The following is a 22,439-nucleotide window of genomic DNA, read 5'->3' as shown; positions in this document are numbered from 1 at the left end:
CTCCATTTCCCTATAATAAAAAGGGAGAGAAACGATACTTCTTGCAAAAATCCGACTTAAAAAGGAGGATGATCAAAATGCCCCGCATCCAGTTTACAGTCCCGCCATTTCCGGTATTTATCGCAGCCGGAGAAGGGGTTTTTAAAAAGGGAGAAACCCATGTGAAACGAGTATTCTCTGTGTTTGACCTGATATACGTCAAGCAGGGAACGTTATATATTACGGAAAATGAAAAATCGTTCTCAGTTGAAGGGGGCGAGTACATCTTGCTTTCTCCCGGTCTTGAACACTATGGGACGAAGGGCAGTGATGAAGCAGCCTCCTATTATTGGCTTCACTTTGATGAACAACGGTATAAATTTACGGCAAAGGGAGGCAGCAATTGGTCTGAGCTTCAGCAGGAAAAAGGGAGCTTCGAGGAGCCGGCCCGCTACGGACTGGCTTTGCCGAGAAAAGGCAAGGTGCAGCGCCCGCAGTTTATGGCGCAGCAGTTTGAAAGGCTGATCGATTACTCCGCGGAAAACTCCGATTTGCCGCTTAGAAAACAACTCTTATTTGAAGAGCTGATGCTGCATCTTCAAAAAGAGGCGTTTCAAATTCCGTCTGCGAAAGAGCGGGTTGCCTGGGAGGCGGCCCGGTACTTACAGGAGCATTATAAGGAAAAGACAACAATTAAGGATCTATCGCTCGCCCTTCACTATCATCAGGATTATGTGAGCCGCTGCATGCAGCAGGTGCTCGGCGTTACGCCGGCACAATACACGAACCGGGTGAGAATGACGGAGGCAAAGCGACTTTTATCCTCTACAAACGATAAAATGGGTGTTATTGCGGAAACGATCGGAATGGAAGACCCGACATACTTTTCAAAACTCTTTAAGCAGATAGAAGGCATTTCACCAATTGAATACCGGAAAATTGTCAGCAGGAAAGTTCAATAATCAGACGAGGGATGAATATGAAAACAACAATCTACGATGTGGCAAGGGCGGCGGGTGTCTCGATCACAACTGTGTCGCGTGTGATTAACAATACCGGCAGAATCAGTGACAAAACGCGGCAGAAGGTGATAACTGTCATGAAAGAAATGGCGTACACGCCCAATGTCCACGCCTCGGCGTTAACGGGAAAACGAACGAATATGATCGCTCTTGTGGCGCCTGATATTTCAAATCCTTTTTACGGCGAACTTGCCAAAAGCATTGAGGAAAGGGCGGGTGAGCTCGGTTTTCAAATGATGATTTGCAGCACCGATTACGATTCGAAAAAAGAAACAAAATATTTTTCTGTCCTGAAGCAGAAAAAGGTGGACGGCATTATTTTTGCGACAGGGATTGAGAACCATGACAGCATGTCTGCTTTGGAGGAAATCGCCAGCGAACAAATCCCGCTTGCCATGATTTCTCAGGATAAGCCGCTGCTCCCGATGGATATTGTCGTGATGGATGACATTCGCGGCGGGTACGAGGCTGCCAAGCATCTTCTGTCACTCGGCCATACGAACATCGCCTGCATTGTTGGAGACGGGTCAACGACGGGTGAAAAAAACAGAATCAAAGGCTTTCGTCAGGCGATGGAGGAGGCGAACGCGCCTGTAGATGAATCCCTTATCGTCCCGACGCGATTTTCTTTGGAAAGCGGCAAGGAAGAAGCGGGGAAATTGCTGGACAGGAATGCCCCAACAGCTATTTTTGCCTTCAACGACGTATTGGCCTGCGCTGCCATACAAGCTGCGAGGATAAGAGGACTAAAAGTGCCGGATGACCTTTCGATTATCGGTTTTGATAACACGATTCTTGCAGAAATGACAGCCCCGCCTCTGACGACCGTGGCCCAGCCGATTAAAGATATGGGGCGGAGCGTCACCGAACTGCTGGCCGAAGCCATCGAAGGAAAACGAAAGACGAAACAAAAAATCGTGCTGCCGCCTGAGCTTGTGGTCAGGCATTCCACATCACCGCTCAAAACTTGAGCCCGCTAATGAGCGGGTTTTTTCATGTTGACAGTTGAAGCCAAAAAACATATTGCGTGCAGGGAAAAGACATTGTAAAATGAAACCATCTTTTGAGAAAGCGCTTGCGCAAGGTGTTAAAGCGGATTGGAGCGCTGTTTTTTTAGCCGTCGAGAGAAAGCGCCTTCTTAGGCGATTCCAAAATGAGATAAAGGAGAGGATGGGACGTGGAACATCAAGTAAGATGCGCGGTATTAGGGTTAGGAAGGCTCGGTTATTATCATGCGAAAAATCTCGTCACCAGTGTTCCAGGGGCAAAGCTGGTCAGTGTCGGTGATCCGTTGAAAGGGAGAGCGAAGCAAGTTGCCAAAGAATTCGGTATTGAAAAGTGGTCAGAGGACCCGTATGAGATATTGGAAGATCCCGGCATTGATGCTGTCATTATCGTAACGCCGACAAGCACACATAGCGATATGATCATCAAAGCAGCGGAGAACGGCAAGCAGATCTTCGTTGAAAAACCGTTGACATTAAGCCTTGAGGAATCAAAAGCAGTTTCTGAAAAAGTGAAAGAGACAGGTGTCATTTGCCAAGTCGGCTTTATGAGAAGATTCGATCCCGCATACGCAGACGCCAAACGGCGGATCGACGCTGGAGAAATCGGCAAACCCATCTATTATAAAGGCTTTACGCGCGATCAAGGAGCGCCTCCCGCAGCGTTTATCAAACACAGCGGCGGGATCTTTATAGACTGCTCCATCCATGACTATGATATCGCCCGTTATTTGCTCGGAGCAGAGATCACTTCTGTTTCCGGACACGGCAGGATCCTGAACAATCCGTTTATGGAGCAGTATGGCGATGTCGATCAGGCATTGACATATATAGAATTTGACTCCGGTGCAGCGGGGGACGTCGAGGCAAGCAGAACTTCTCCATACGGACATGACATCCGGGCGGAAGTTATCGGGACAGAGGGCAGTATTTTCATAGGGACATTGAGAAATCAACACGTGACCATCCTGTCGGCGAAAGGGAGCAGCTATGATATTATCCCGGACTTTCAAACTCGTTTTCATGAAGCCTACTGCTTAGAGCTGCAGCATTTTGCCGAGTGTGTGCGGGATGGAAAAACACCGATTGTGACAGATGTCGATGCAACGATCAATTTAGAAGTCGGCATTGCCGCGACCCATTCGTATCGAAGCGGCAGGCCTGTACAGCTGGATGTGAATCGTGCACACATTCGGTGATAGCGTCGGCACTCTCACACATCTTTCCGATCAAAAAAGCAAGGACGGTTTAGCCCTTGCTTTCTTGCTTTTCATATAAATAGTATACATAATCAGTAGGTACGCCTGGATGGCCAAGCTGCCTCAGCATGGCGGTCACGTTCCCTCTGTGATACGTGCCGTGATTGATGACATGCAGGATGACGCCTGTATAAGTTGTTACCAGTGTCCCGTGTGTCGGATGCTGAAATAAGACCTGCTGTTCAAAGTCCGTCTGGCGGCTGAAGAAATCGTGATACTGTGCCTCCAGTTCAGAAAAATGCCCATTAATCACTGCCATATCACGATGCGCAGCCTCGAATTTGCTGACGCTGTCTATCACCTCTTGGTAGGTTGCTCCTGAAAGAGTTTTCAGCCAAATGTAGTCAGCCCTGCACATATGAAGCAGCACGTCGCTGACAGAAGGGAATACGCTCTTTACTTCTTGATAAGCTGTTTCCTCTGGCAGGCTTTCGATATGATTCAAGATTCGCTTGTTCGCCCAGGAATGGTAGTCATAAAACTGTTTAGCATCAGTCATCAGCATTGCCTCCTTTTCTATGACATTCGCTGTCTCTTTTGTTTTCCCTTTAATTTCTGAATAATGATACTCCGAAATATCCTGCTGCTGCCCACATCACCACTGCCGAGCATTTGTTTACGATCAGCATAAGCCTGCCGCTCGTATCCATTGTCTGAAACAGCCGGCCCGCTATCGCAAGACTGATAAACCAAAACCAAGACACAGCGATGCAGGCGGCCATAAAGAGCCATTTTTCAAGCCCCGAGTATTGGAGCGAGCTTGTGCCAATGACGCCGATCGTGTCCAGAATGGCGTGCGGATTTAAAAGAGAAACGGCGGCCGCAAACGCAGCTTGTTTTTTAGCTGTGAACGTATTTTTCTCATTTTGGTTTGCTTTCGGATGGCTGTTCCAAGTCACCCAGCCCATATAGAGGAGAAACAAAAATCCCCCGGCCATCATCACTGTTTCAAACACAGGCAGCTGCTGAACAATGACAGATACACCCGCAACGGCTAATGCGATTAATAGGGTATCGCAGACAGCCGCGCTGATGACGGCGGGAAGTGCCCGCCAAATATGCCTTTGCCATGCCCCTTGCTGAAAAATAAATACATTTTGCGCTCCCAGCGGCAAAATTAAGCCAAAGGCAAGCACAACTCCGTGAATGATTGCATTCATGCTGAAAAAACTCCCTTCACATCTGTTTTTTCAATCATAAGGGAGATTTTTTCCCAAGTCTCCGGCCATTTGGTTGGGTTTAAGACCAGCCAAATGTATAATGTGAAGAAAAGAGGGGGGGATGAACTTGTCGCAATGGCGGCCAAGCCGATATTCGGATGTTCCGCTGCATCGGCAGATCAAACAGTACATGAAAGACAAAATTCTTCACGGAGAGTGGGCTGTAGGGACGAAAATCCCTTCACAGAGAACGCTGGCCGACATGTTTCAAGTGAACCGCAGCACAGTGACAGCAGCCATTGACGAACTCACGTCTCAAGGCCTGTTTGAGGGAAGAAGAGGTGGCGGCACGAAGGTTGTAAACAGTACGTGGAGCGTGCTGGCGGCTGAGCCTCCTCTCGATTGGAGCAATTACGTCCGTTCAGGTATTCATCACCCTAATTCTTCCATCATCCAGGAGATTAATCAAAACGAACCAAGAGCAGATATCATCAGATTAGGCACAGGGGAGCTTTCACCGAACCTGCTGCCTGCTGGCACAATGCGCCGGATGTTTCAGCAGATCAATCCGCACGCCCTGTCTTTAGGATACGAGCAGCCGAAAGGAAATCGTAAGCTGCGGGAGGCGGTGGCGGATCATTTGAAAGGCAAGCAGATCCATGTATCATCGTCAGCGATTTTAATTGTGTCCGGCGCGCTTCAGGCGCTTCAGCTTATCTCGATCGGGCTTTTAAAACGAGGTTCAGTCATTTTGACGGAAAAGCCGTCCTACCTTCAATCTTTGCATGTGTTTCAATCAGCGGGGATGCGGCTTCGCGGCTTGCCGATGGATGAAGCGGGAATCAAGGCGGGGCTTATTTCTTCTTATCGAAAACAGTACGGAGGACAGCTGCTTTACACCATTCCGTCGTTTCATAATCCGACGGGCACTGTTATGTCAGAGCAGCGAAGGGAAGAGATCATTGGCCTGTCAAAAAAAGAGCAGCTGCCAATCATTGAGGATGATGCGTACGGTGATTTATGGTTTGAAGAAAAACCGCCTCAACCGTTAAAAGCAATGGATCATGAAGGCAATATTTTATATGTGGGCACGTTTTCAAAAACAGTGAGCCCCGGCCTGCGAATCGGCTGGCTGGCCGGACCGGAGCCGGTCATTGAACGGCTGGCGGACATTAAAATGCAGACAGACTACGGATCGAGCGGCCTGTCCCAGTGGGCGGCAGCCGAATGGCTGTCACAGGGGTATTATGAAGAGCATCTGACATGGATACGCGGGGTTTTAAAACAAAGGAGAGATGCGGCAGTTCAGTTTCTCGAGCGGTATGCCGGGGACATCGCGACGTGGCGGATTCCGGCCGGCGGCTTTTATATGTGGGTGACATTTCACAAACCCTTGCCTGTCAGCCGTTTCTTTCATGAACTGCTGAAACAGCAGGTGCTGGTGAATCCCGGTTCTATTTATAACGGCGAAGATCGCAACAGCATCAGGCTGTCATATTCCTATGCATCTCTTGCGGATTTGGAAACAGGCATTAAAGCGGCAGCCGATACCGCCCGCCGCCTGATGATCTAACATTTGTTATACAATGACAGCTCCCAGCGCCCTGGCGAAAGCCATCGCGTGCTCCGGCGCGATTTTGCAGCCTTTCAATTTGTCGAGGGAGACATGAAGCTGTTCAAAACGGCAGGTGCTGATGTCCATATTTTGAAGGGACGTGCCGGTAAAGCTGGCGCCTTCCAGTTCGCACCCGTCAAAGTGTGTCTGCTGGAGCGTCATATTGCTGCACTCACTTTGCATAAGGGCACAGCGATCAAATCGAACTTGTCTCATATTTGAGTACGAAAATGAACTGAAATGTCCGTGGCACTCCTCGAATGAAACATTCCGCAGCGTTGAGTCCGCCACATTCATTCCAACCATTTTTGATTGCTTAATGGAAGTTCTGTGAATGACAGCCCCGCTGAAATCGGTGTTTGACAAATCACATTTTTCAAAGATCACATCGGTCAGTTCAATCTGCCGGAAAGACACATCAATAAATACGACATTTCTGAATACCGTTTTTTCCACACAAAGTTTTTCAATATCTTCGCCGCAGATTGTACAATCTTCAAACAAGCGCATGCTGATTACATCATCCTGCACCGCGTTTTTATGGAAATCTGCGGTTTGCAGGTTTTCCGGTATGTGAGGTTTTTGAATCACTATTTTATTCATGCGATGACATCCTTTGCTGCCCGAAAACCAGAAGCCTCCGGGATCAATTTAATAGATCGTTACGGGAATTGCTACATATAGTGAATCATGAAGAGCCTTTTCTTGGTATGGCAGCCCGCTTGTTTTGTAAGCATAAATGGAAAGCTTCCTGTACGTCAAGGCGTTTACAGACCGGGAAAGAAAAGGGAACAGGAGGAGTGCGGAATGGGGCATTACATCAAAACCGAGGAGCATGTGACACTGTTTGTAGAGGATATCGGGCATGGAAGGCCGATCATCTTTTTGCACGGGTGGCCGTTGAATCATAAGATGTTTGAATATCAAATGAATGAGCTTCCGAAAAGAGGATTCCGTTTTATCGGCATTGATTTACGGGGATATGGACAATCTGACCGCCCATGGGAAGGCTACGATTATGACACGATGGCCGATGATGTCAAGGCAGTCATTTATACACTGCAGCTTGAGAACGCGGTCCTTGCCGGTTTTTCGATGGGCGGCGCAATTGCCATCCGTTATATGGCAAGGCATGACGGAGCCGATATTGATAAGCTGATTTTATTGTCAGCAGCGGCCCCCGCATTTACAAAACGCCCGGGTTATCCGTACGGAATGAGGAAGCAGGATATTGACGATATGATCGAACAATTCAAAATGGATCGGCCCAAAACACTTGCTGATTTAGGGACACGGTTTTTTGAGAAAAAAGTGTCGCCAGAGCTCAGGCAGTGGTTTCTCAATTTGATGCTGGAGGCTTCCTCCTATGGAACGATCCACTCAGGCATTGCATTAAGAGACGAGGATCTCAGAAAGGATCTTGCGTCAATCAAGGTGCCTGCGCTGATCCTGCACGGGAGAAAGGATCAAATTGCGCCGTTTGATTTTGCAAAAGAATTGAAGCGCGGCATCAAGCAGTCTGAATGGGTTCCATTTGCAAAAAGCGGGCACGGAGCTTTTTATGAGGAAAAAGAGAAGATCAACAGTTTGATTGCGCAGTTTGCCAAATCATGAGAAAAAACCCGATATTGATCGGGTTTTTCATATGATGCCTTTATTTTGCAGTTCTGTAATGATCAGATCAGCTCCATCGGAAATAGATGTTTGGTCTGACTCAATGATCAAATCCGGTGAAAGCGGCTCTTCATACGGAGAATCGATTCCGGTAAAATGTTTGATCTCTCCGTTTCGCGCTTTTTGATAAAGTCCCTTCGGATCGCGCTGTTCACAAACATGCAGCGGGCACTTCACATAAATTTCGAAGAACTCTCCTTCAGGGAATAGCGCTCTGACCATGTCCCGGTCCTCTCTGAATGGAGAAATAAAAGCCGTTAAAATCATTTGCCCGCTGTCGACAAACAGCTTCGCCACTTCTCCGATCCGGCGGATATTTTCAATCCTGTCTTCAGTCTGAAAACCAAGATCTTTGTTTAAGCCGTGGCGGATATTATCGCCGTCAAGCACATAGCTCTGAATGCCCATACGGTACAGCTTTTCATCAACGGCATTGGCCAGCACTGATTTTCCTGAGCCGGACAGCCCGGTAAACCAGAGGGCGCAGCTTTTGTGTCCGTTTAAGGACTGTCTGTCAAACTTTGAGATTGCAGCGGGGTGCCAAATGATGTTCGGATTATGCGTCATTGCAATCCCCCGCTGTTTTGCTGGATGGCAACGGGCTGTTGGTGTAGACCCTTGATCAGCACGTTTGCGACCTCAGGCCGGCTGAATTCTTTAGGCGGTTTTTTCCCTTGGCGGAGAAGCTCTCTTACTTTTGTGCCTGATAAGTGGATGTGGTCTCTTTGGCTATGCGGGCATGTTTTCGAGGTGGCCATGTTTCCGCATTTCCGGCAGTAAAAGCTGTGCTCGAAAAACAGCGGCTTGATGCCCAGTTCCTCCTCTGTGAATGATTGAAAAATAGTTTGTGCGTCGTACGTTCCGTAATAGCTGCCGACACCCGCGTGATCACGGCCTACAATAAAATGGGTGCAGCCGTAATTTTTGCGGACGAGCGCGTGGAAAACCGCTTCACGCGGACCTGCATACCGCATGGCGGCAGGGAAGACCGATAACATGACGCGATCCTTTGGATAATAGTGATCAAGCAAAACTTGATAACTTTCCATTCTGATATCGCTTGGGATATCGTCTGACTTCGTTTCTCCGACGAGCGGATGAAGCAGCAGACCGTCGACCGTTTCTAACGCTGTTTTTTGAATGTATTCATGCGCTCTGTGAACAGGATTTCTGGTTTGAAAACCGACTATTGTGTGCCAGCCGAGTGTTTTAAAGGCCGCTCTTGTTTCTGCAGGCGCTGCGTAAAACTGTTCGAAGGTTTTGTCGGGTAGGCGGCTCACCGTGATAGGCCCTCCGATATAGTAATCCGGACGCTCCAGCAGTTTTTTTACGCCTGGGTGGGCAGGATCGCTTGTTTTAAAAACAGACAGTGCTTCTTGTGTTTTATCAGGCTGGTATATATCAATGACTGTGATCATGCCGTAGGCAACGCCGTCTTTCACAAGCTTGACGCGATCTCCGGCAGACAACTGTTTTGCTGTTTCTTCTCCGACAGGCAGCGTAATCGGAAGGCTCCACGGCAATCCGTTTGCCAGCCTCATCTCTTTCACAACAGAATGATAATCTTTTTCTCCCAAAAAACCAGTTAACGGGCTGTAGCCGCCGATCGCGATAAGCTCCAGGTCGCTCAGTGCAAGCTGATCCAGCTCCGCTTCGCACGTGCACCCTTCAAAATGGCATGCGGGATCGCAGCGGTTGATTAACACCCCTCCATGGGGCTCGTTTCCATTCAACGTGTTCAACCTCCATTTTTACGTTTCCTTTGTTCTCTTTTCTGCGCTTGCTCAAAGCTTTAAAGCAGCGTTCAACATTCTTTCAATCCATAACAAGGACATGCCGGCCATTATTCTTGATGCAGGCCGCATTCTGTTTTCTCCCGTCCGGCCCATCTTCCGGCCCTCTCATCGTTCGGGTCCGAGGAAGGCAATGTACACATTTCACAGCCTATGCTCGGGTAATGTTGATCGTGCAGTTTGTTATAAGGCAAATTGTGCAAGCGGATGTACGTCCAAACGTCATCCCATGTCCAGTGGATGAGCGGGCAAATTTTAATGAGCTCGAACTTCTGATCCAGATTCACGTATTGAATATGCTTTCTTGAAGGCGACTGCTCCCGGCGCAGCCCTGAAATCCAAGCTGTCATGCCGGACAGGTGCTTTTTCAACGGCTCGATTTTTCTCAATTGGCAGCATAGGTTAGGGTTATGCTTCCACAGTTCTTCGCCGTATTGGGTCTCCTGTTCCTTTAAGCTCAGCTCGGGTTGGAGTAGCTGGATTCTCAAGCTCGGATATCGCTCTTTGACGGTCTCGATCAGCTCATATGTTTCTTGAAAATGCAGCCCTGTATCCAAAAAGATGATGTGCGCGTTTTTGTTGATTTTTGATAATAAATCGAGAAGCACCATCCCTTCTGCGCCAAAGCTGCACGCGTACACAATCTTATCCCCGTATGTTCGGTAAGCCCATTTCAGCACATCGAGCTCATCGATCAATTGACCCGTTATCTGTTTGGCCTGCGTGTCGTTCCATGTATCATATGTGATGATTTGTTCGTTCAACGTTTTCCCCCCGTTTGCATCTGTCTGTTTTTAATCTATTGATCGAGTTATAGGCAGACTATTCATTTTTTGCATAAAGGTTCAGGTTTTTAGGTGCGGCGACCGCCTAAAATGAGGGGCGGAACCATTAAGAGACCAGTTGAATATGCTTTTAAGCAAAATGGTTTTATGCCCAAGGAGAGGTGTTATGCCGATTACCATTTATCAGGGGCATCATCATTCGCTTGCCCCGGCGGATATTAATATCGTCATTGATGTCATCAGAGCCTTTACAGTCGCCCATTATGCGTTTATCGGCGGGGCGAAAGAAATTTTATTGGTCCGGACAGCTGACGAAGCCTTTGCGCTGAAAGACACCTATCCGGATTACGTATTGACGGGAGAAGAAAAGGGGGTCGGTATCAGCGGGTTTGATTTGGACAATTCACCAAAACGCATGGCGGAGCAGGATATGGCGGATAAGCGCCTGATCCAGAAAACAACAAACGGCGTCACAGCGGCGTTAGGGGCGCTGAACGCCAAGCATCTGTTCGTGACCGGATTTTCCAACGCCAGAACAACAGCAGAGCATGTGAAAACGCTAGCCGCAAAGGATTGTGTCATGAACATTGTCGCTTCCCATCCGTCAGGTGATGACGACATGGCGTGTGCGCAGTATATAAAGGGCATCATTGAAGAGACAAATGAGGCAACGGCAGCGGAGGCGATTGAAAGAATAAAACGCTCATCTGTTGCGGAGAAATTTTTTGACTGCCGCCAGCCATTGTTTGATTCGGAAGACATCGCATACTGTACAAAAGAATTGACAGGCGATTTCGTCATGAAAGTGAAACAAAAAAGTGAAGTTCCAACGATAGAGAGGGTCATAATATGAATGATTTTTCACTAGAATTGCCAGTGAGAACAAGCAAGCCGAGAGAAACCGGGCAGACCATTTTAATCGATAACGGCTATCCATTGCATTTTTTCAAAGATGTAATAGCCGCGGCGTCCGACTATATTGATTTTGTGAAATTCGGCTGGGGCACATCATTACTTACGAAAGATCTTGAAGGAAAAATCAGCACGCTGAAAGAGCATGACATTAAATTTTTCTTTGGCGGCACACTGTTTGAGAAGTATGTAAGCCAGAAAAAAGTGAATGAATTTCGTCGGTACTGCACCTATTTCGGCTGTGAATATATTGAGATTTCAAACGGTACGCTCCCCATGACAAATAAAGAGAAAGCGGCTTATATTGCCGATTTTTCCGATGAATTTCATGTGTTCAGCGAAGTGGGCAGTAAGGATGCGGAATTATCAAGCCGGCAAAGCTCTGAGGAATGGCTTGAGTATATCGTTGAGGATATGGAAGCGGGCGCGGAAAAAGTGATGACGGAGGCCAGGGAAAGCGGGACAGGAGGAATCTGCTCGAGCAGCGGCGATGTTAGGTTTCAAATTGTCGATGACATCATTTCCTCAGATATTGATATGACCCGGCTGATTTTTGAAGCGCCGAACAAAACGCTCCAGCATGGGTTTATCCATAGGGTCGGGCCGAATGTGAATCTGGCCAATATCCCATTTCAAGATGCAATCGCGTTGGAGACGCTGCGTTTAGGGTTAAGATCCGATACCTTTTATTTGTAAAACGGCGGCTGCGGGGCTCTCGTCGTGAGAGAGCCTCTGCCTATTATTTTTTATGGCGGTACATAGGCGTGAGATAGGGGAGTGAAGTCAGACGGATGTTATAGATGAAGTCGATGACTCTTGTCGATATGACTTGGCATATCAAAGCTTGAATGACGATGCCCCAGTCAATAATAGACGCAGTAACCATAAAAATGATGCAATTCATGAAGAGCAGGATCGTTCCGGGATTCCCGCCGCGGTAGATGGAAATCATCAAGGCAAGGGCTCCGAATCCTCCGTTTGAAATTTTATATTTGTATAAAAGTCCGATGCCGAGTCCCAATAACACAGCGCCGCTTGTCAGATCAAGCCACAGGTTTGATGTGATATCCGGTAAAACCACATCAAAGATCAATACCGAAACAGAGGTGACGGTAATCGAGGCGAGGGTGCCGGTGAATGTTCTCATCTCCAGCCATTTTAAAGCGGTAAAAAGCATCGACACATTCACGGCCCATACTGAAAAGCCATGAGGAATTTGAAACAGATAATGCAATAGCACCGCGATACCTGCTGCCCCGCCTGTCGGAATATCATGCGGAAATAAAAACAAGGACATGCCGAGTCCCTGTAATACGCCGCCTGCGACAATCATAAACGTGAGTTTTGCTTTCATCAGCAGTTCAGCCATTAAGTCGTTTGCTCCTTTATGAAAAGACTTGTCCGCTGTTTCCATTTTATGAGGCTGTCCATGATTTATGTCTGCAAATAAAGAAATGGCCCAGCTTAATAGACTGAGCCATCCCACTTGTAGCGATTGACGATGTCCATATTGATTTCTGAGCCAATGCCTTTGCCTTTCGGGATGTGGACCAATCCTTTTGAAGGCTGAAGGCCGATGAGATCTGTAAAAGGATTCTCCATGACGTCCCACTCAATCGGTTCAATTTGATCGTTTTCCATTTTAGACCATGGAGCCAGACAAGCTTGTGCAAATAAAGCATATAGGCGTGAGAGCGATCCATCATAGGCATGTGCGGATGCTCTGACGCCGAAATAACGCGCGAGCTGGAGGCAGTCCCGGAATTCATCGATTCCGTTAACATGCATGACATCGGGCTGAATGATATCCAAGCACCGCTGGGAAAGAAGGGGCGCAAATTGGGCCGCGCCTTTCATATTTTCTCCTCCGGCAACAGGAACAGATAAACGGCTGCGCAGCAACGCGTAATCCTGCGGGTGATCAAAGGGCAAAGGCTCCTCGAACCAGCCGATGTTCATCCACTCATGAAAATAGCGTTCCCATTTGAAAGCGGTCGCGGCTTCGTAGCTTTGGTTCGCGTCCAGAATCATCGTAATGGAGCTGCCGGCCGTATGCTGCAGTGCGTTAATGTGCCGTACATCTTCCTCGAACGCAGTCCCGCCAATTTTGACTTTGATTTGCTTAAAGCCTTTCTTTAACTGCTCCTCTACATGGGAAACAGAACGGCTGATCCATTGCGGGTGCTCTGAATACGATTGAAAAGAGGCATATACAGGGATCTCTTCTCTGTACCGCCCGCCCCATAGTTCGCAAACCGAACAATCCGCAGCTTTGGCTGCAATTTCTGTCAGCGCCATGCTTACGGCGGAAGCCGCCCGCTGATGCCATTTTTGAATCGTGCGCACTAATGGCAGGCGGCTGCCGGCCTGTTTTCCTAAAAGATAGGGAATGATCCGTTTGGTAAAACCGATATGGAGAGCCGGGAGCCAATCAACACACTCTCCCCAGCCGTCAATCCCGCTTGCGGTGACAATTCTGATGAGATAGCAAGTTCGATAGCGCTTCAATCCGTTTGCGTCTCCGTACGGCTCTTCTAATCGATGCAAAAGCGGAAAGGTCTCAATCCGTTCGATTTTCAAACTGGATACTACCTTTCCTCAGCTGGCTGAAGCCGATTGCCAGACATTTTAGGATCTTCTTTTTCTTTTGTTTCTTCTTTGTCTTGATTCACATGGATGAGCAAAATCACGAGAATGCCGACAACAAGCGTCAATCCGGCAATGCTTAAAAACATGCCGGGTCTGGACCATTGCATCAGGCGGCCGAAAATCGGAGGCCCGATGGCAACCCCTAAGAAACGAACCGATCCGTACAGCGAGGTCACAAATCCCCTTCTTTCTTTACCGACAGCCCCGGTAATAAAGCTGTTCACGCAAGGAAGGACAAGGCCTGAGCCTATACTGCTCAGCACGAGAACGCTGATAAAAAACACAAGATTCTCAATGAAAGATAATGACGCATAAGAAACAGTCATAAAGGCCAATCCGAGAACGATCAGCTTTTTCATTAACGATTGCTTTTTCCCGATCTTGCTTCCGGTTGTATAGGACGTCACACACATGACCAAAAGCGGAATCGCCAAAATCAAGCCTTTTTTGACGCCATCGGTATCGTATGTTTTTTCGAGGACATCAGATAGGTAAAAGAGAATCCCGAATAAGGTAAACAAACAAGTCGCACCCGCTAAATAAGCGGTAAACAGCCATCTGCCTTCATGTTTAAAAACACTTAACAGGCCTTTCGCATATTTTCCGATCGGGGGCGGTTCTTTTTCCTTTTTCTTTTCTTTAATAAAAATCCAAGTCAGCACGATCGAAATGATACAAAACACCGGGAAGGCAAAAAACGCGCCATACCAAACAAGCAAAGCGATAAGCGATCCGATGATTGGCGAAAGCACTTTCCCCATGCCGTTTGAGGCTTCAACGAGGCCGAGCACCTTGCTTTCTTGGGCGCCTTTAAACAGATCACCCGTCAGCGCCATGGCAATCGGGCCCGTTCCGGCTGCTCCGATTCCCTGCAGCGCCCGTCCTGCCATGACCCAAGGGTATGCATTGTCAAAAAAACCTGCGGCAAAACCGGCTAACAGGCCGCCGGCACCATACAGAAATAAGCAAGGGATAATAATGATTTTCCTTGAGAATCGGTCGGCGAGATAACCGACAATCGGAATGGCAAACGCCGCAATCAAGGAAAATACTGTGATTACGAGACTGACCTGAAATTGAGATAAATGAAGTTCAGATTGCATTTTTGGCAAAATCGGAATAAGCATTGAGTTTCCAAGTGTTAATATTAAAGGGATTGAACCGATTGCAACAATCGTCATTCCGTTATTTTGTTTTGATGATTCCATCTCAGAGCACACTCCTTTTCTTCTGCTTAGAATGTCCCCGATAGCTTCATTTATTCAACGTTCAGACAGCAAAAAACCGAACAGAAAATACCTGTTCGGGAAAAAGAGGGTTAGCCGAGCCCTTGTGAGATCAAGGCGAATAATTGTCCGTTTCTAGCGGGCAGTGTCTTATTTGGGTAAAGCATGAGCGGGGGCTCATCGTCTAAGTGAAAGCCCATCGCTTCCAGTCTGTCATGCAGAGTCGTGTGTTCAGCCGGTATATCGATGCGCATCGGGCCTTGTTTGCCGCCGGCCAGCCTGTTGATTAATCTTGCAGCAACGTCTGACGATGGGGAGATGAGAGGGCCGAATTTCAGATTGGCAGGTGTCTGTACAGAAAGGCCGTAGCCAATCAGCTGACCCTTGTTGTTTCTGGCGATAATACATTCCTTTGAAGTGGAAATAAGCTGCTGCATAAGGTTTGATCGATCTCCGCCAAAGGCTGCCAGGTCGGCAGCGGCTAATTCTTGAAAATCTTGTTCTCTAAAGGGTGCCAGTTCTGCATCAAGGTGATCTTGCTTTTCAATCGGTTGAAAACTGTGACAGCTGTACTTTCGGACTGAACCCGCCGTATGAAAACCTGTCTTTTCGTAAAGCGGCAAACCTTCTCTTGTGGCGCAAAGCCTGATGGTGGTGCTTTCATCCGTTTGGCTGATACACGCGTTTACCATCCGGCGCCCGAGACCGAGCCGTTTGTATTCCTCATCCACGATGACGAGTCCGATAGAAGCAAGGCGGCCAAACAAAAACAAGCCGATACAGGAGATGATGTCTCCGCGGACATTTTGATAACCGAAAAAGCGTCCTTGTTGGACAAGCATTTTCAGCTCTTGTTCGCCATAATCTGGCCACCCGGCTTGCCTGCAAAGCCGCAATAGGCTGGGAATATGTTCTTCATGAAGCTCAATCAGCTCTTCCATTACCTTCACACAGTTGATCTGCTTGTTCCGAGTTTTTTGTACATGACGATATGTGTGCCAATGCCGGGAACTTCAAATGGTTCGCCAAGTTCCTTCCAGCCAAGCTTTGCGTAGTAGCCTTTGACATGGTATCTTGCATTGCACCAGACCGCCTGCACGCCTCTCTCGACCAGTTTCTCCTCCGCGTGTTTGATCAGCGCGCTGCCGGCTTTTTGTTCGCGATATCCTTCAAGCGTCGCCATGCCTCTCAGCTGGTATGCGGAGGTGGCTGTTAATAATGGCTGATGTTGAGGGGAAAAAGAAGCGATGCTGATGAGCGTTCCTTCAAAAAATACACCGAGATGAAAAGCGCCTTCCGCACGGTCCTGTTCATATTTGCATTGTTCGATGGATTGATGGGGACGCAGGATGCGCTGCCGGATGTCGTATGTATCTTCCGCGGAAATGGTTTTAACTTCAAGCATGATGTTCCTCCTCTTAAAAAGTTTTCTATATCGTAACATGAATCCGATTAGAAAAGACTGCCTGATTGACTCAGGCAGCCATATTTAACGCAAATAAATATTTTGGCGTTGTTCGTCTTTTTGCTGAATATACGAGGTGAGCTCAGCGGTTAAGTCAGATCTGAGAAAAGGCGTAATCAAGTAGATGCCGTTAAACAGCTCGCATGCCGCATCCAGCAGGGAGCGTGCAATTGCGAGACCTTCCGCTTTTTGCTTCTCTTTATCCTCACCTGCAAGAGCCATTTTTTCGCGAATAGAGTCTGACAGCTTAATCCCGGGAATTTCATTGTGGATGAATTCAGCATTCCGGCTGCTTGTGAGCGGCATAATGCCGATATAGACCGGCGTCTTCAGATGCTTTGTTTCGTTATGGATATCGACAAGCTGTTGCTCGGAATAGACAGGCTGTGAAACAAAATAATCGGCGCCGCAATCTATTTTTTTCTCCAGCCGTTTTACCGCTTTATCCAGATGGCGGACATTAGGATTAAATGCGGCGGCGACTGAGAAATTCGTTTTCTTGCCAAGTGGTTTTCCAGACAGGGACAGCCCTTCATTGAACTGTTTGATCAGCCTGATTAAATCAAAGGATGTTAAATCATAAACAGACGTCGCCCCCGGGAAATCCCCGATTTTAGAAGGGTCGCCTGTAATGGCCAGCACGTCATTCAGCCCTAACGTATCAAGGCCCATTAAATGTGACTGCAAGCCAATAATGTTTCGGTCACGGCACGTAATATGGACAAGGGAGCGCATATCGAGCTGCTGCTTCACAAGGGCGCCGCAGGCAACATTGCTGATCCGCGGAGTCGCCAAGGAATTATCAGCGAGCGTCAGGGCGTCGATTCCCGCTTCTTTTAATTCAGCAGCGGCGGACAAAAACTTGTCAAAACTCAATTTTTTCGGCGGATCCAGCTCTACGATGATGGAGCGTTTTTCCGCCGCGATCTCATTCAGACCGGGCTCTGTCCGCTCATGCTGAACAGAGATAAATTCTTTCGCCCGGGTTTTGACTTCTTTTTCCGTAATCGGAGCAAGCCCGCCAACCGCTTCCGCCATCGCGCGGATATGATTCGGCGTGGTGCCGCAGCAGCCGCCGATAATCCGCGCGCCTTGCTTGCGGAATTCTGACGCGCTGTTTTGAAAATACGTGTCATCAGTTTCATAGACGAGCCGTCCCTCTTCAAGCGAAGGAAGACTGCTGTTCGGATAAACTGATAAGAACACGTCATCAAAAATCGGCACTTCGCTGAGCGCTTCAATCATATGATAAGGGCCGAGCCGGCAGTTAATGCCGACGATATCAGCCCCGAGATCCGCAATCGATCGCAATGCTTCAGAAAGAGGTGTTCCGTCCTGCAGTACGCCTTGCTCATGCATGGAGACATTGAGCATAATCGGAAGTCCAGTCTCTTTGCGCGCGATTTTCAGCACTTCACGGGCTTCTTCCAAATCATAATACGTTTCTAACAGCAAGCCATCCGGCTCTTCATGCAGCAGCAGGTACAGCTGCTCGCGAAAACTGCGTTTGATTTCGTCAAGGCTGTACGCGTTTTTATTAAATGTGCGGATGCCGCCCATCGTCCCAAGGACGTACGCATCGCCTGCTGAAGCCCGCGCGATTCTTACTGCCTCTTGATTCATTTTTTTAATGTCATCCTCAAGCCCGTGTCTCGACAATTTAATATAATTGGCCCCGTACGTATTCGTTTGAATGATGCCGGCTCCCGCCTCAACGTACGCTTTATGTATGCGCTGAATTTCCTCCGGCTTAGAAATGTTGAGCTCCTCGAAACATCTGTCAATGCCATAGGAGTAGAGGAGCGTCCCCATGGCGCCGTCACCGATTAACACCTGTTTTCGTAAATCTTCTAAAAGTCCCATTGTCTGCCTCCTTTATTCACATTCAGCAAGGAAAAAAGAGAAATAAAAAAAGTCCTCTTAAGAAGAAGACTTTGTCAGTGATTTTGTCTCTTCTTATCTTCCAAGCTGTTCGAGCTTGCTGGATTTAGCACCTTGGTCATGGCTGATCGCCATTACACCGGTTGCTGAAGCTTCGTCGGGCCAGTCCCTCTGCTTCTCTTGATAAGAACGGATATGAAGTTTTCGTGTTCAGGAAATGCCAAAAGATTCCGAGCTTTTTCCCTTTCTCCAAATTTACCGAAAATAAAGACAATAATCAATAGGATTCAGAAAATTTATCTGAAATTTATAAATTGAACGTCAATCGGCAGATCTGCATCCCGCACAGCTGAGATAATCTGCTGCAGGTCATCCTTGTTTTTTCCGGTGACGCGCACTTGATCATCCTGCACTTGAGACTTTACTTTCAGTCCGGAGTTTTTGATGATCATATTGACTTTTTTGGCATTATCTTTGTCAATGCCTTGAACAAGCTTTGCGCGCTGGCGCACCGTTCCGCCGAACGCGTTTTCAACCTTGCCGTAATCAATGTTTTTTGTCGGCACGTTTCGTTTAATCAATTTACTGACCAGCACATCTTTCAGCTGGCTTAATTTGAATTCGTCATCGGAAACGAGGACAAGCTCCTCTTTATCTAAAGAAATGTCGCTTTTGCTTCCTTTAAAGTCATAGCGTGTGCTGATTTCCTTCAATGCGATTTGGATCGCGTTTTGCACCTCAGGCAATTCCACCTTGGATACAATATCAAATGAACTTTCTTTTGCCATATGAAAACCTCCATAACATTTAACTTATGTGTTGATTATAGTAGAATAAAGAGAAACTTCCAACAGAACAAAGAATCAATTTGTGATGATTGGAAAAAATGTTAACAGCATCCGCAGAAAAATAAGCGGAACAGGAAGGACGATAGCATGAGACCAGGGCAGCAATTAACCTTGAGTATAGATCACCAAACGGACTTCGGTTACTTTTTAACCGACGGAGAAGACACGATTCTCTTACATAACAGTGAAATAACTGAGGATATCGAGGACAGAGACGAAGTAGAGGTTTTTATATACGTCGATCAGCAGGAAAGGCTTGCGGCCACGATGAGAATTCCGGTCATCAGCGCGGATGAGTACGGCTGGGTCGAAGTGGTGGATAAAGTGGAAGATATGGGTGTATTCGTTGATGTCGGTTTATCTAAGGACGCGCTTGTTGCAACTGAGCATTTGCCGCCATACGAAGATGTCTGGCCGCAAAAAGGCGACAAGCTCTACTGTATGCTGAAAGTGACGAACCGGGGGCGTATGTTTGCCAAACCAGCGCCGGAAGACATCATCAGTGAACTGTTTACCGATGCCTCAGAGGATCTGATGAATAAAGAGCTGACAGGTACGGTGTATAGACTGATCGCAACAGGTTCATTCATTATCACGGACGACGGTATCCGCGGTTTTATCCATCCGTCAGAAAGAAAAGAGGAGCCAAGACTCGGTTCAAGAATCACGGGACGGGTGATTCAAGTAAAAGAAGACGGTTCAGTCAATATGTCGCTGCTTCCGAGAAAACAGGATGCATTGTCTGTAGATGCCGAATACATTCTGACGTATATAAGAACAAGAAACGGCGCTATGCCTTACGGCGACAAAAGCCAGCCTGACGATATCAGAGAACGTTTTAACATGAGCAAAGCCGCCTTTAAACGCGCGCTCGGCCATTTAATGAAAAACGGAAAAGTGTATCAGGAAGATGGATGGACATACGAGAAAAAATAGCATGAAAAAGGCTCGCCTGCAGCAGAACTGCGGAGCGAGCCTTTTTTTATGTCTAGTTTAATTCATCAACAAGCGTTCTGATTGCCATTTCGCGATCGACATTGTCTGAAATCGCAATCGGCGTAATATCAATGGCAAGAATGATCAGAATCAGGGCGCCGGCTGCAGCAACATAAGAAACATAATAGAAATAGTTAGCGGTATCGACCGTGTTGACGAGCTCGGCCTGAACTCTGGACGTATCATCCTTGGAAGCGGCGATTTCCTTTGCGGCTTCCACTTTTTCTTCAACGATTTGACCCGCTTTTTTCAGCAGTTCATCCACTTTCAATGCATCTTTGCTGTAAACAGCTTTCTTCAGGTTATCAAAGAAGTCAGCATCCTCTTTTTTAATATCAGCAACAACCTGATTGGCAAATGCCTTTGCCTCTTTTGTGTTGAGTTTGTCAGTCATGGCTTTATTGAAGACCTCTGGAAGCTGTTTGCCTACTTTCCCCTGAGCAAATACAAACCCTTTAAAAATTTCCTCACCTGAATACTCGAGCTGCTTTGCCTGTGCCACACTTTCTTGCTGCTTCACCAAAAACACAGTCGTCACCAATACAACCGACAAAAACACTAGAAACGCCTTCTTCAAACTGAAACCTCTCCCTTCTTTTGTTTTTTATTCCACAACAGTCTGCGAATATATGTAAATTGAATCGTGGAATCGATAGGAGTGAGATACAATATCAAAATGCCGGCCATGATAAGCGAGAAACTGATGAGGCCCAGCATGACTGCAAAAATCTCATGCATAAAAACAGCGATGATCAAAATCAATCTCCAATGCTTCTTCGGCGCGAACAGCGCCGCAAAGATGACAATCTGAACCAACAGCGTCCCCCATGTCGGAATCACCACGAATGGACTTGTCACAAACGGCTTTGTTAACGCCTGAAAAAAGCCGTTAAAGCCGATGGTTTTTTCCTGGGCGAAATAATAGACGGCTGTTCCGTCTACCCATTCCTGCTGAGACAGCTTAGCGACGGTAGAGTGAAAATAAAGCACCGCCACTTGGATTCTGATCACAAAATAAGAAATAAAAGCTGTAATTTTTCCAAGTGTTCTTTTGCCCTCTAGAGGACTCGTGCTCCAATGCCATTTTCTCGGATCGGTCAGCGTGATGGGGAGCAATAAAAAGGTCATGACAGCTGCTGCCTGCTCGCCTCCGTCGATGACGATTAACGATGACTGCAAGCTGTAACTCACATACCAATGGAGAACCCCGGTGATTCTAGGGCGCCAGCCAATCACGACAAGCACCAGAATGACAATGCAGACCCATCTGAGAAGATTTAACATCATATAGTTATTTTCGCCGAGGCAAAAGAGACTGAGATTCATTTTACAGGCAGGATAACTGCTGATTCCGCTCGCTGGCTTCATGATGAGACTCGGATGATTGACGAGCAGCGTCAGCAGGCTGGATAGCGCAATGATGCTTCGCGCGAGGCCGTATACATTTGTCCACGGGTTTCTTTCGTCCCATCCGGTGATGGTCTTTTTTATGTTTTCGAGCATGAGATCACAACCTTGACTATGCTTTTTACCTGATAAGACGAAGGGGTGTATTTAGAATAGCTCCAAGGAACAATATCCTCTTTCGTCAAAAAGTAGCTGCCGCAAAGCAGCGGGCGGGGAGCGGGTGTTTTTAATTGCACGGTTTTGGCTTTGCTTTTGCAGGCGCCGAGGTCCTTTTCTTTACATGCTGTCCACTGTTCCTTGCCGACTTGGCTGTAGATGACGCCCATTTCAACGCCTTGAGATCTCCCATACCGATACAGGCCGAATAGATTATCAGCCCTCATATTGGGCCAGCTGACCTTGGCGCTTTCTTCGCCATCCTCATATAATCCGATCGCAGTATCACGGGGATTTTTGCTGAAAAAGCCCCAGCCTTGAGGAATGACGCTGGACATGAGAAATTTGGCGTCCTTTGTCAGCGGAATCGGGGTTGTCCCTAAGCTGCCAATAATAGAAAACAGAAATAACGAACCCCAAAGGACTGAAAAAATGACAAAAAATGATATCGATTTCTGCATTCGACTGCTCCTTTTAACCTCAAGAATCGTTTTTTCACTTTTCATAATATAAAAACATTTATGTAATAAAAAGGTTAAAAAGTATGAGAAATTCCATTTTTGTTAAAAGAAAAAACAGGACCTTTTTCACTGCTATATGTGATTGAT

Annotated in this window: 22 protein-coding genes, 2 pseudogenes and 1 riboswitch; of the genes and pseudogenes, 8 read left to right on the top strand and 16 right to left on the bottom strand. The window is 47.3% G+C overall.

The annotated features are described in order from the left end of the window. The first annotated feature begins 77 nt into the window (after nt 1-77). The 3 genes from ACMX2I_RS16000 to iolX all read left to right on the top strand — a co-directional run bounded on the left by ACMX2I_RS16000 (nt 78) and on the right by iolX (nt 3,204). Nucleotides 78-941 carry an AraC family transcriptional regulator gene (locus ACMX2I_RS16000; RefSeq protein WP_414957457.1) on the top strand — a complete coding sequence of 288 codons (864 nt, stop codon included), beginning with the start codon at nt 78-80 and terminating at the stop codon, nt 939-941. A 17-nt stretch (nt 942-958) separates the two neighbouring features. Continuing rightward, nucleotides 959-1,972, top strand: a complete 1,014-nt coding sequence (locus ACMX2I_RS15995) for a LacI family DNA-binding transcriptional regulator (RefSeq protein WP_414957456.1) — start codon at nt 959-961, stop codon at nt 1,970-1,972. Nucleotides 1,973-2,178: 206 nt separating this feature from the next. Further along, nucleotides 2,179-3,204, top strand: a complete 1,026-nt coding sequence (gene iolX / locus ACMX2I_RS15990; protein WP_414957455.1) for a scyllo-inositol 2-dehydrogenase — start codon at nt 2,179-2,181, stop codon at nt 3,202-3,204. Between the two features lie 49 nt (nt 3,205-3,253). Here iolX and ACMX2I_RS15985 read toward each other — a convergent pair whose 3' ends face one another. Next, nucleotides 3,254-3,763, bottom strand: coding sequence for a DinB family protein (locus ACMX2I_RS15985; protein WP_414957454.1), 510 nt, complete (start codon nt 3,761-3,763; stop codon nt 3,254-3,256). Between the two features lie 49 nt (nt 3,764-3,812). Next, a pseudogene (locus ACMX2I_RS15980) lies at nt 3,813-4,462 on the bottom strand (LysE/ArgO family amino acid transporter). An 83-nt stretch (nt 4,463-4,545) separates the two neighbouring features. Between ACMX2I_RS15980 and ACMX2I_RS15975 the strand changes: the two are divergent. Continuing rightward, nucleotides 4,546-5,997 (top strand): PLP-dependent aminotransferase family protein, encoded by a 1,452-nt coding sequence (locus ACMX2I_RS15975; RefSeq protein WP_414957453.1) that lies wholly within the window; start codon nt 4,546-4,548, stop codon nt 5,995-5,997. A 6-nt stretch (nt 5,998-6,003) separates the two neighbouring features. Here the strand turns inward: ACMX2I_RS15975 and ACMX2I_RS15970 are convergent, their stop codons facing one another. Beyond that, nucleotides 6,004-6,642 (bottom strand): pentapeptide repeat-containing protein, encoded by a 639-nt coding sequence (locus ACMX2I_RS15970; protein WP_414957452.1) that lies wholly within the window; start codon nt 6,640-6,642, stop codon nt 6,004-6,006. 204 nt (nt 6,643-6,846) lie between these two features. Here ACMX2I_RS15970 and ACMX2I_RS15965 point away from each other — a divergent pair, with 204 nt between their 5' ends. Next, nucleotides 6,847-7,653 (top strand): alpha/beta fold hydrolase, encoded by an 807-nt coding sequence (locus tag ACMX2I_RS15965; protein ID WP_414957451.1) that lies wholly within the window; start codon nt 6,847-6,849, stop codon nt 7,651-7,653. A 27-nt stretch (nt 7,654-7,680) separates the two neighbouring features. Here ACMX2I_RS15965 and cysC read toward each other — a convergent pair whose 3' ends face one another. The 3 genes from cysC to ACMX2I_RS15950 form a co-directional block, all read right to left on the bottom strand. Continuing rightward, nucleotides 7,681-8,280: an adenylyl-sulfate kinase gene (gene cysC / locus ACMX2I_RS15960; protein ID WP_087993618.1), complete on the bottom strand. Its 600-nt coding sequence runs from the start codon at nt 8,278-8,280 to the stop codon at nt 7,681-7,683. Beyond that, the gene (gene sat / locus ACMX2I_RS15955) at nt 8,277-9,446 is read right to left on the bottom strand and encodes a sulfate adenylyltransferase (protein ID WP_414957450.1); all 1,170 of its coding nucleotides are present in this window, start codon (nt 9,444-9,446) and stop codon (nt 8,277-8,279) included. The genes cysC and sat overlap by 4 nt, the downstream gene beginning before the upstream one ends. 110 nt (nt 9,447-9,556) lie before the next feature. Continuing rightward, nucleotides 9,557-10,270: a phosphoadenylyl-sulfate reductase gene (locus ACMX2I_RS15950; RefSeq protein WP_148964250.1), complete on the bottom strand. Its 714-nt coding sequence runs from the start codon at nt 10,268-10,270 to the stop codon at nt 9,557-9,559. A gap of 187 nt (nt 10,271-10,457) precedes the next feature. Here ACMX2I_RS15950 and ACMX2I_RS15945 point away from each other — a divergent pair, with 187 nt between their 5' ends. Both ACMX2I_RS15945 and ACMX2I_RS15940 read left to right on the top strand, forming a co-directional pair. After that, nucleotides 10,458-11,144 carry a 2-phosphosulfolactate phosphatase gene (locus ACMX2I_RS15945; RefSeq protein WP_414957449.1) on the top strand — a complete coding sequence of 229 codons (687 nt, stop codon included), beginning with the start codon at nt 10,458-10,460 and terminating at the stop codon, nt 11,142-11,144. After that, entirely contained in the window at nt 11,141-11,899 is a 759-nt protein-coding gene (locus tag ACMX2I_RS15940) for a phosphosulfolactate synthase (RefSeq protein WP_414957448.1), read from the top strand. Before ACMX2I_RS15945 ends, ACMX2I_RS15940 begins: the two co-directional genes overlap by 4 nt. 43 nt (nt 11,900-11,942) lie before the next feature. On the opposite strand, the gene ACMX2I_RS15935 is transcribed toward ACMX2I_RS15940, so the two are convergent. From ACMX2I_RS15935 to ACMX2I_RS15905, 7 genes are all read right to left on the bottom strand, one after another. Next, nucleotides 11,943-12,572: a YitT family protein gene (locus tag ACMX2I_RS15935; RefSeq protein WP_414957447.1), complete on the bottom strand. Its 630-nt coding sequence runs from the start codon at nt 12,570-12,572 to the stop codon at nt 11,943-11,945. Between the two features lie 95 nt (nt 12,573-12,667). Further along, nucleotides 12,668-13,783: a mandelate racemase/muconate lactonizing enzyme family protein gene (locus ACMX2I_RS15930; RefSeq protein WP_414957446.1), complete on the bottom strand. Its 1,116-nt coding sequence runs from the start codon at nt 13,781-13,783 to the stop codon at nt 12,668-12,670. An 8-nt stretch (nt 13,784-13,791) separates the two neighbouring features. Beyond that, nucleotides 13,792-15,060 (bottom strand): MFS transporter, encoded by a 1,269-nt coding sequence (locus tag ACMX2I_RS15925; RefSeq protein ID WP_087993611.1) that lies wholly within the window; start codon nt 15,058-15,060, stop codon nt 13,792-13,794. A 110-nt stretch (nt 15,061-15,170) separates the two neighbouring features. Beyond that, nucleotides 15,171-16,028: a GNAT family N-acetyltransferase gene (locus ACMX2I_RS15920; protein WP_414957445.1), complete on the bottom strand. Its 858-nt coding sequence runs from the start codon at nt 16,026-16,028 to the stop codon at nt 15,171-15,173. Then, a complete protein-coding gene (locus tag ACMX2I_RS15915) occupies nt 16,025-16,483 on the bottom strand; it encodes a GNAT family N-acetyltransferase (RefSeq protein WP_414957444.1) in 459 nt (152 codons plus the stop codon). Before ACMX2I_RS15915 ends, ACMX2I_RS15920 begins: the two co-directional genes overlap by 4 nt. Nucleotides 16,484-16,567: 84 nt before the next feature. Continuing rightward, nucleotides 16,568-18,406 (bottom strand): bifunctional homocysteine S-methyltransferase/methylenetetrahydrofolate reductase, encoded by a 1,839-nt coding sequence (locus tag ACMX2I_RS15910; RefSeq protein WP_414957443.1) that lies wholly within the window; start codon nt 18,404-18,406, stop codon nt 16,568-16,570. A 90-nt stretch (nt 18,407-18,496) separates the two neighbouring features. After that, nucleotides 18,497-18,614: riboswitch (SAM riboswitch) on the bottom strand. 106 nt (nt 18,615-18,720) lie between these two features. Further along, complete coding sequence (locus ACMX2I_RS15905; RefSeq protein ID WP_414957442.1) at nt 18,721-19,212, bottom strand: YajQ family cyclic di-GMP-binding protein; 492 nt, start codon at nt 19,210-19,212, stop codon at nt 18,721-18,723. Nucleotides 19,213-19,310: 98 nt separating this feature from the next. Between ACMX2I_RS15905 and ACMX2I_RS15900 the strand changes: the two are divergent. Continuing rightward, nucleotides 19,311-20,208, top strand: a pseudogene (locus ACMX2I_RS15900) (S1 RNA-binding domain-containing protein). A gap of 52 nt (nt 20,209-20,260) precedes the next feature. On the opposite strand, the gene ACMX2I_RS15895 reads toward ACMX2I_RS15900, so the two are convergent. The 3 genes from ACMX2I_RS15895 to ACMX2I_RS15885 are packed head-to-tail and all read right to left on the bottom strand — an operon-like array spanning nt 20,261 to nt 22,292. Beyond that, entirely contained in the window at nt 20,261-20,845 is a 585-nt protein-coding gene (locus ACMX2I_RS15895; RefSeq protein ID WP_414957441.1) for a sporulation delaying protein family toxin, read from the bottom strand. Continuing rightward, nucleotides 20,842-21,771 (bottom strand): sporulation-delaying protein SdpB family protein, encoded by a 930-nt coding sequence (locus ACMX2I_RS15890; protein WP_414957440.1) that lies wholly within the window; start codon nt 21,769-21,771, stop codon nt 20,842-20,844. The genes ACMX2I_RS15895 and ACMX2I_RS15890 overlap by 4 nt, the downstream gene beginning before the upstream one ends. Further along, on the bottom strand, nt 21,756-22,292 hold the full coding sequence (locus tag ACMX2I_RS15885) for an SdpA family antimicrobial peptide system protein (protein WP_133487964.1): 537 nt from the start codon (nt 22,290-22,292) through the stop codon (nt 21,756-21,758). The genes ACMX2I_RS15890 and ACMX2I_RS15885 overlap by 16 nt, the downstream gene beginning before the upstream one ends. Nucleotides 22,293-22,439 lie beyond the last annotated feature (147 nt).

It is taken from the genome of Bacillus sp. SW14 (assembly GCF_047608225.1).
Lineage (GTDB): Bacteria > Bacillota > Bacilli > Bacillales > Bacillaceae > Bacillus > Bacillus subtilis_G.
The sequence above is the reverse complement of the archived record's forward strand: the minus strand, read 5'-3'. Positions and strand labels throughout refer to the sequence as shown.

Coding starts and splice junctions, on each gene's coding strand:
- ACMX2I_RS16000 (WP_414957457.1), top strand. CDS start 78: ATGCCCCGCATCCAGTTTACAGTCCCGCCATTTCCGGTATTTATCGCA.
- ACMX2I_RS15995 (WP_414957456.1), top strand. CDS start 959: ATGAAAACAACAATCTACGATGTGGCAAGGGCGGCGGGTGTCTCGATC.
- ACMX2I_RS15985 (WP_414957454.1), bottom strand. CDS start 3,763: ATGACTGATGCTAAACAGTTTTATGACTACCATTCCTGGGCGAACAAG.
- ACMX2I_RS15975 (WP_414957453.1), top strand. CDS start 4,546: ATGAACTTGTCGCAATGGCGGCCAAGCCGATATTCGGATGTTCCGCTG.
- ACMX2I_RS15970 (WP_414957452.1), bottom strand. CDS start 6,642: ATGAATAAAATAGTGATTCAAAAACCTCACATACCGGAAAACCTGCAA.
- ACMX2I_RS15965 (WP_414957451.1), top strand. CDS start 6,847: ATGGGGCATTACATCAAAACCGAGGAGCATGTGACACTGTTTGTAGAG.
- cysC (WP_087993618.1), bottom strand. CDS start 8,280: ATGACGCATAATCCGAACATCATTTGGCACCCCGCTGCAATCTCAAAG.
- ACMX2I_RS15945 (WP_414957449.1), top strand. CDS start 10,458: ATGCCGATTACCATTTATCAGGGGCATCATCATTCGCTTGCCCCGGCG.
- ACMX2I_RS15940 (WP_414957448.1), top strand. CDS start 11,141: ATGAATGATTTTTCACTAGAATTGCCAGTGAGAACAAGCAAGCCGAGA.
- ACMX2I_RS15935 (WP_414957447.1), bottom strand. CDS start 12,572: ATGGCTGAACTGCTGATGAAAGCAAAACTCACGTTTATGATTGTCGCA.
- ACMX2I_RS15925 (WP_087993611.1), bottom strand. CDS start 15,060: ATGGAATCATCAAAACAAAATAACGGAATGACGATTGTTGCAATCGGT.
- ACMX2I_RS15915 (WP_414957444.1), bottom strand. CDS start 16,483: ATGCTTGAAGTTAAAACCATTTCCGCGGAAGATACATACGACATCCGG.
- ACMX2I_RS15910 (WP_414957443.1), bottom strand. CDS start 18,406: ATGGGACTTTTAGAAGATTTACGAAAACAGGTGTTAATCGGTGACGGC.
- ACMX2I_RS15905 (WP_414957442.1), bottom strand. CDS start 19,212: ATGGCAAAAGAAAGTTCATTTGATATTGTATCCAAGGTGGAATTGCCT.
- ACMX2I_RS15890 (WP_414957440.1), bottom strand. CDS start 21,771: ATGCTCGAAAACATAAAAAAGACCATCACCGGATGGGACGAAAGAAAC.
- ACMX2I_RS15885 (WP_133487964.1), bottom strand. CDS start 22,292: ATGCAGAAATCGATATCATTTTTTGTCATTTTTTCAGTCCTTTGGGGT.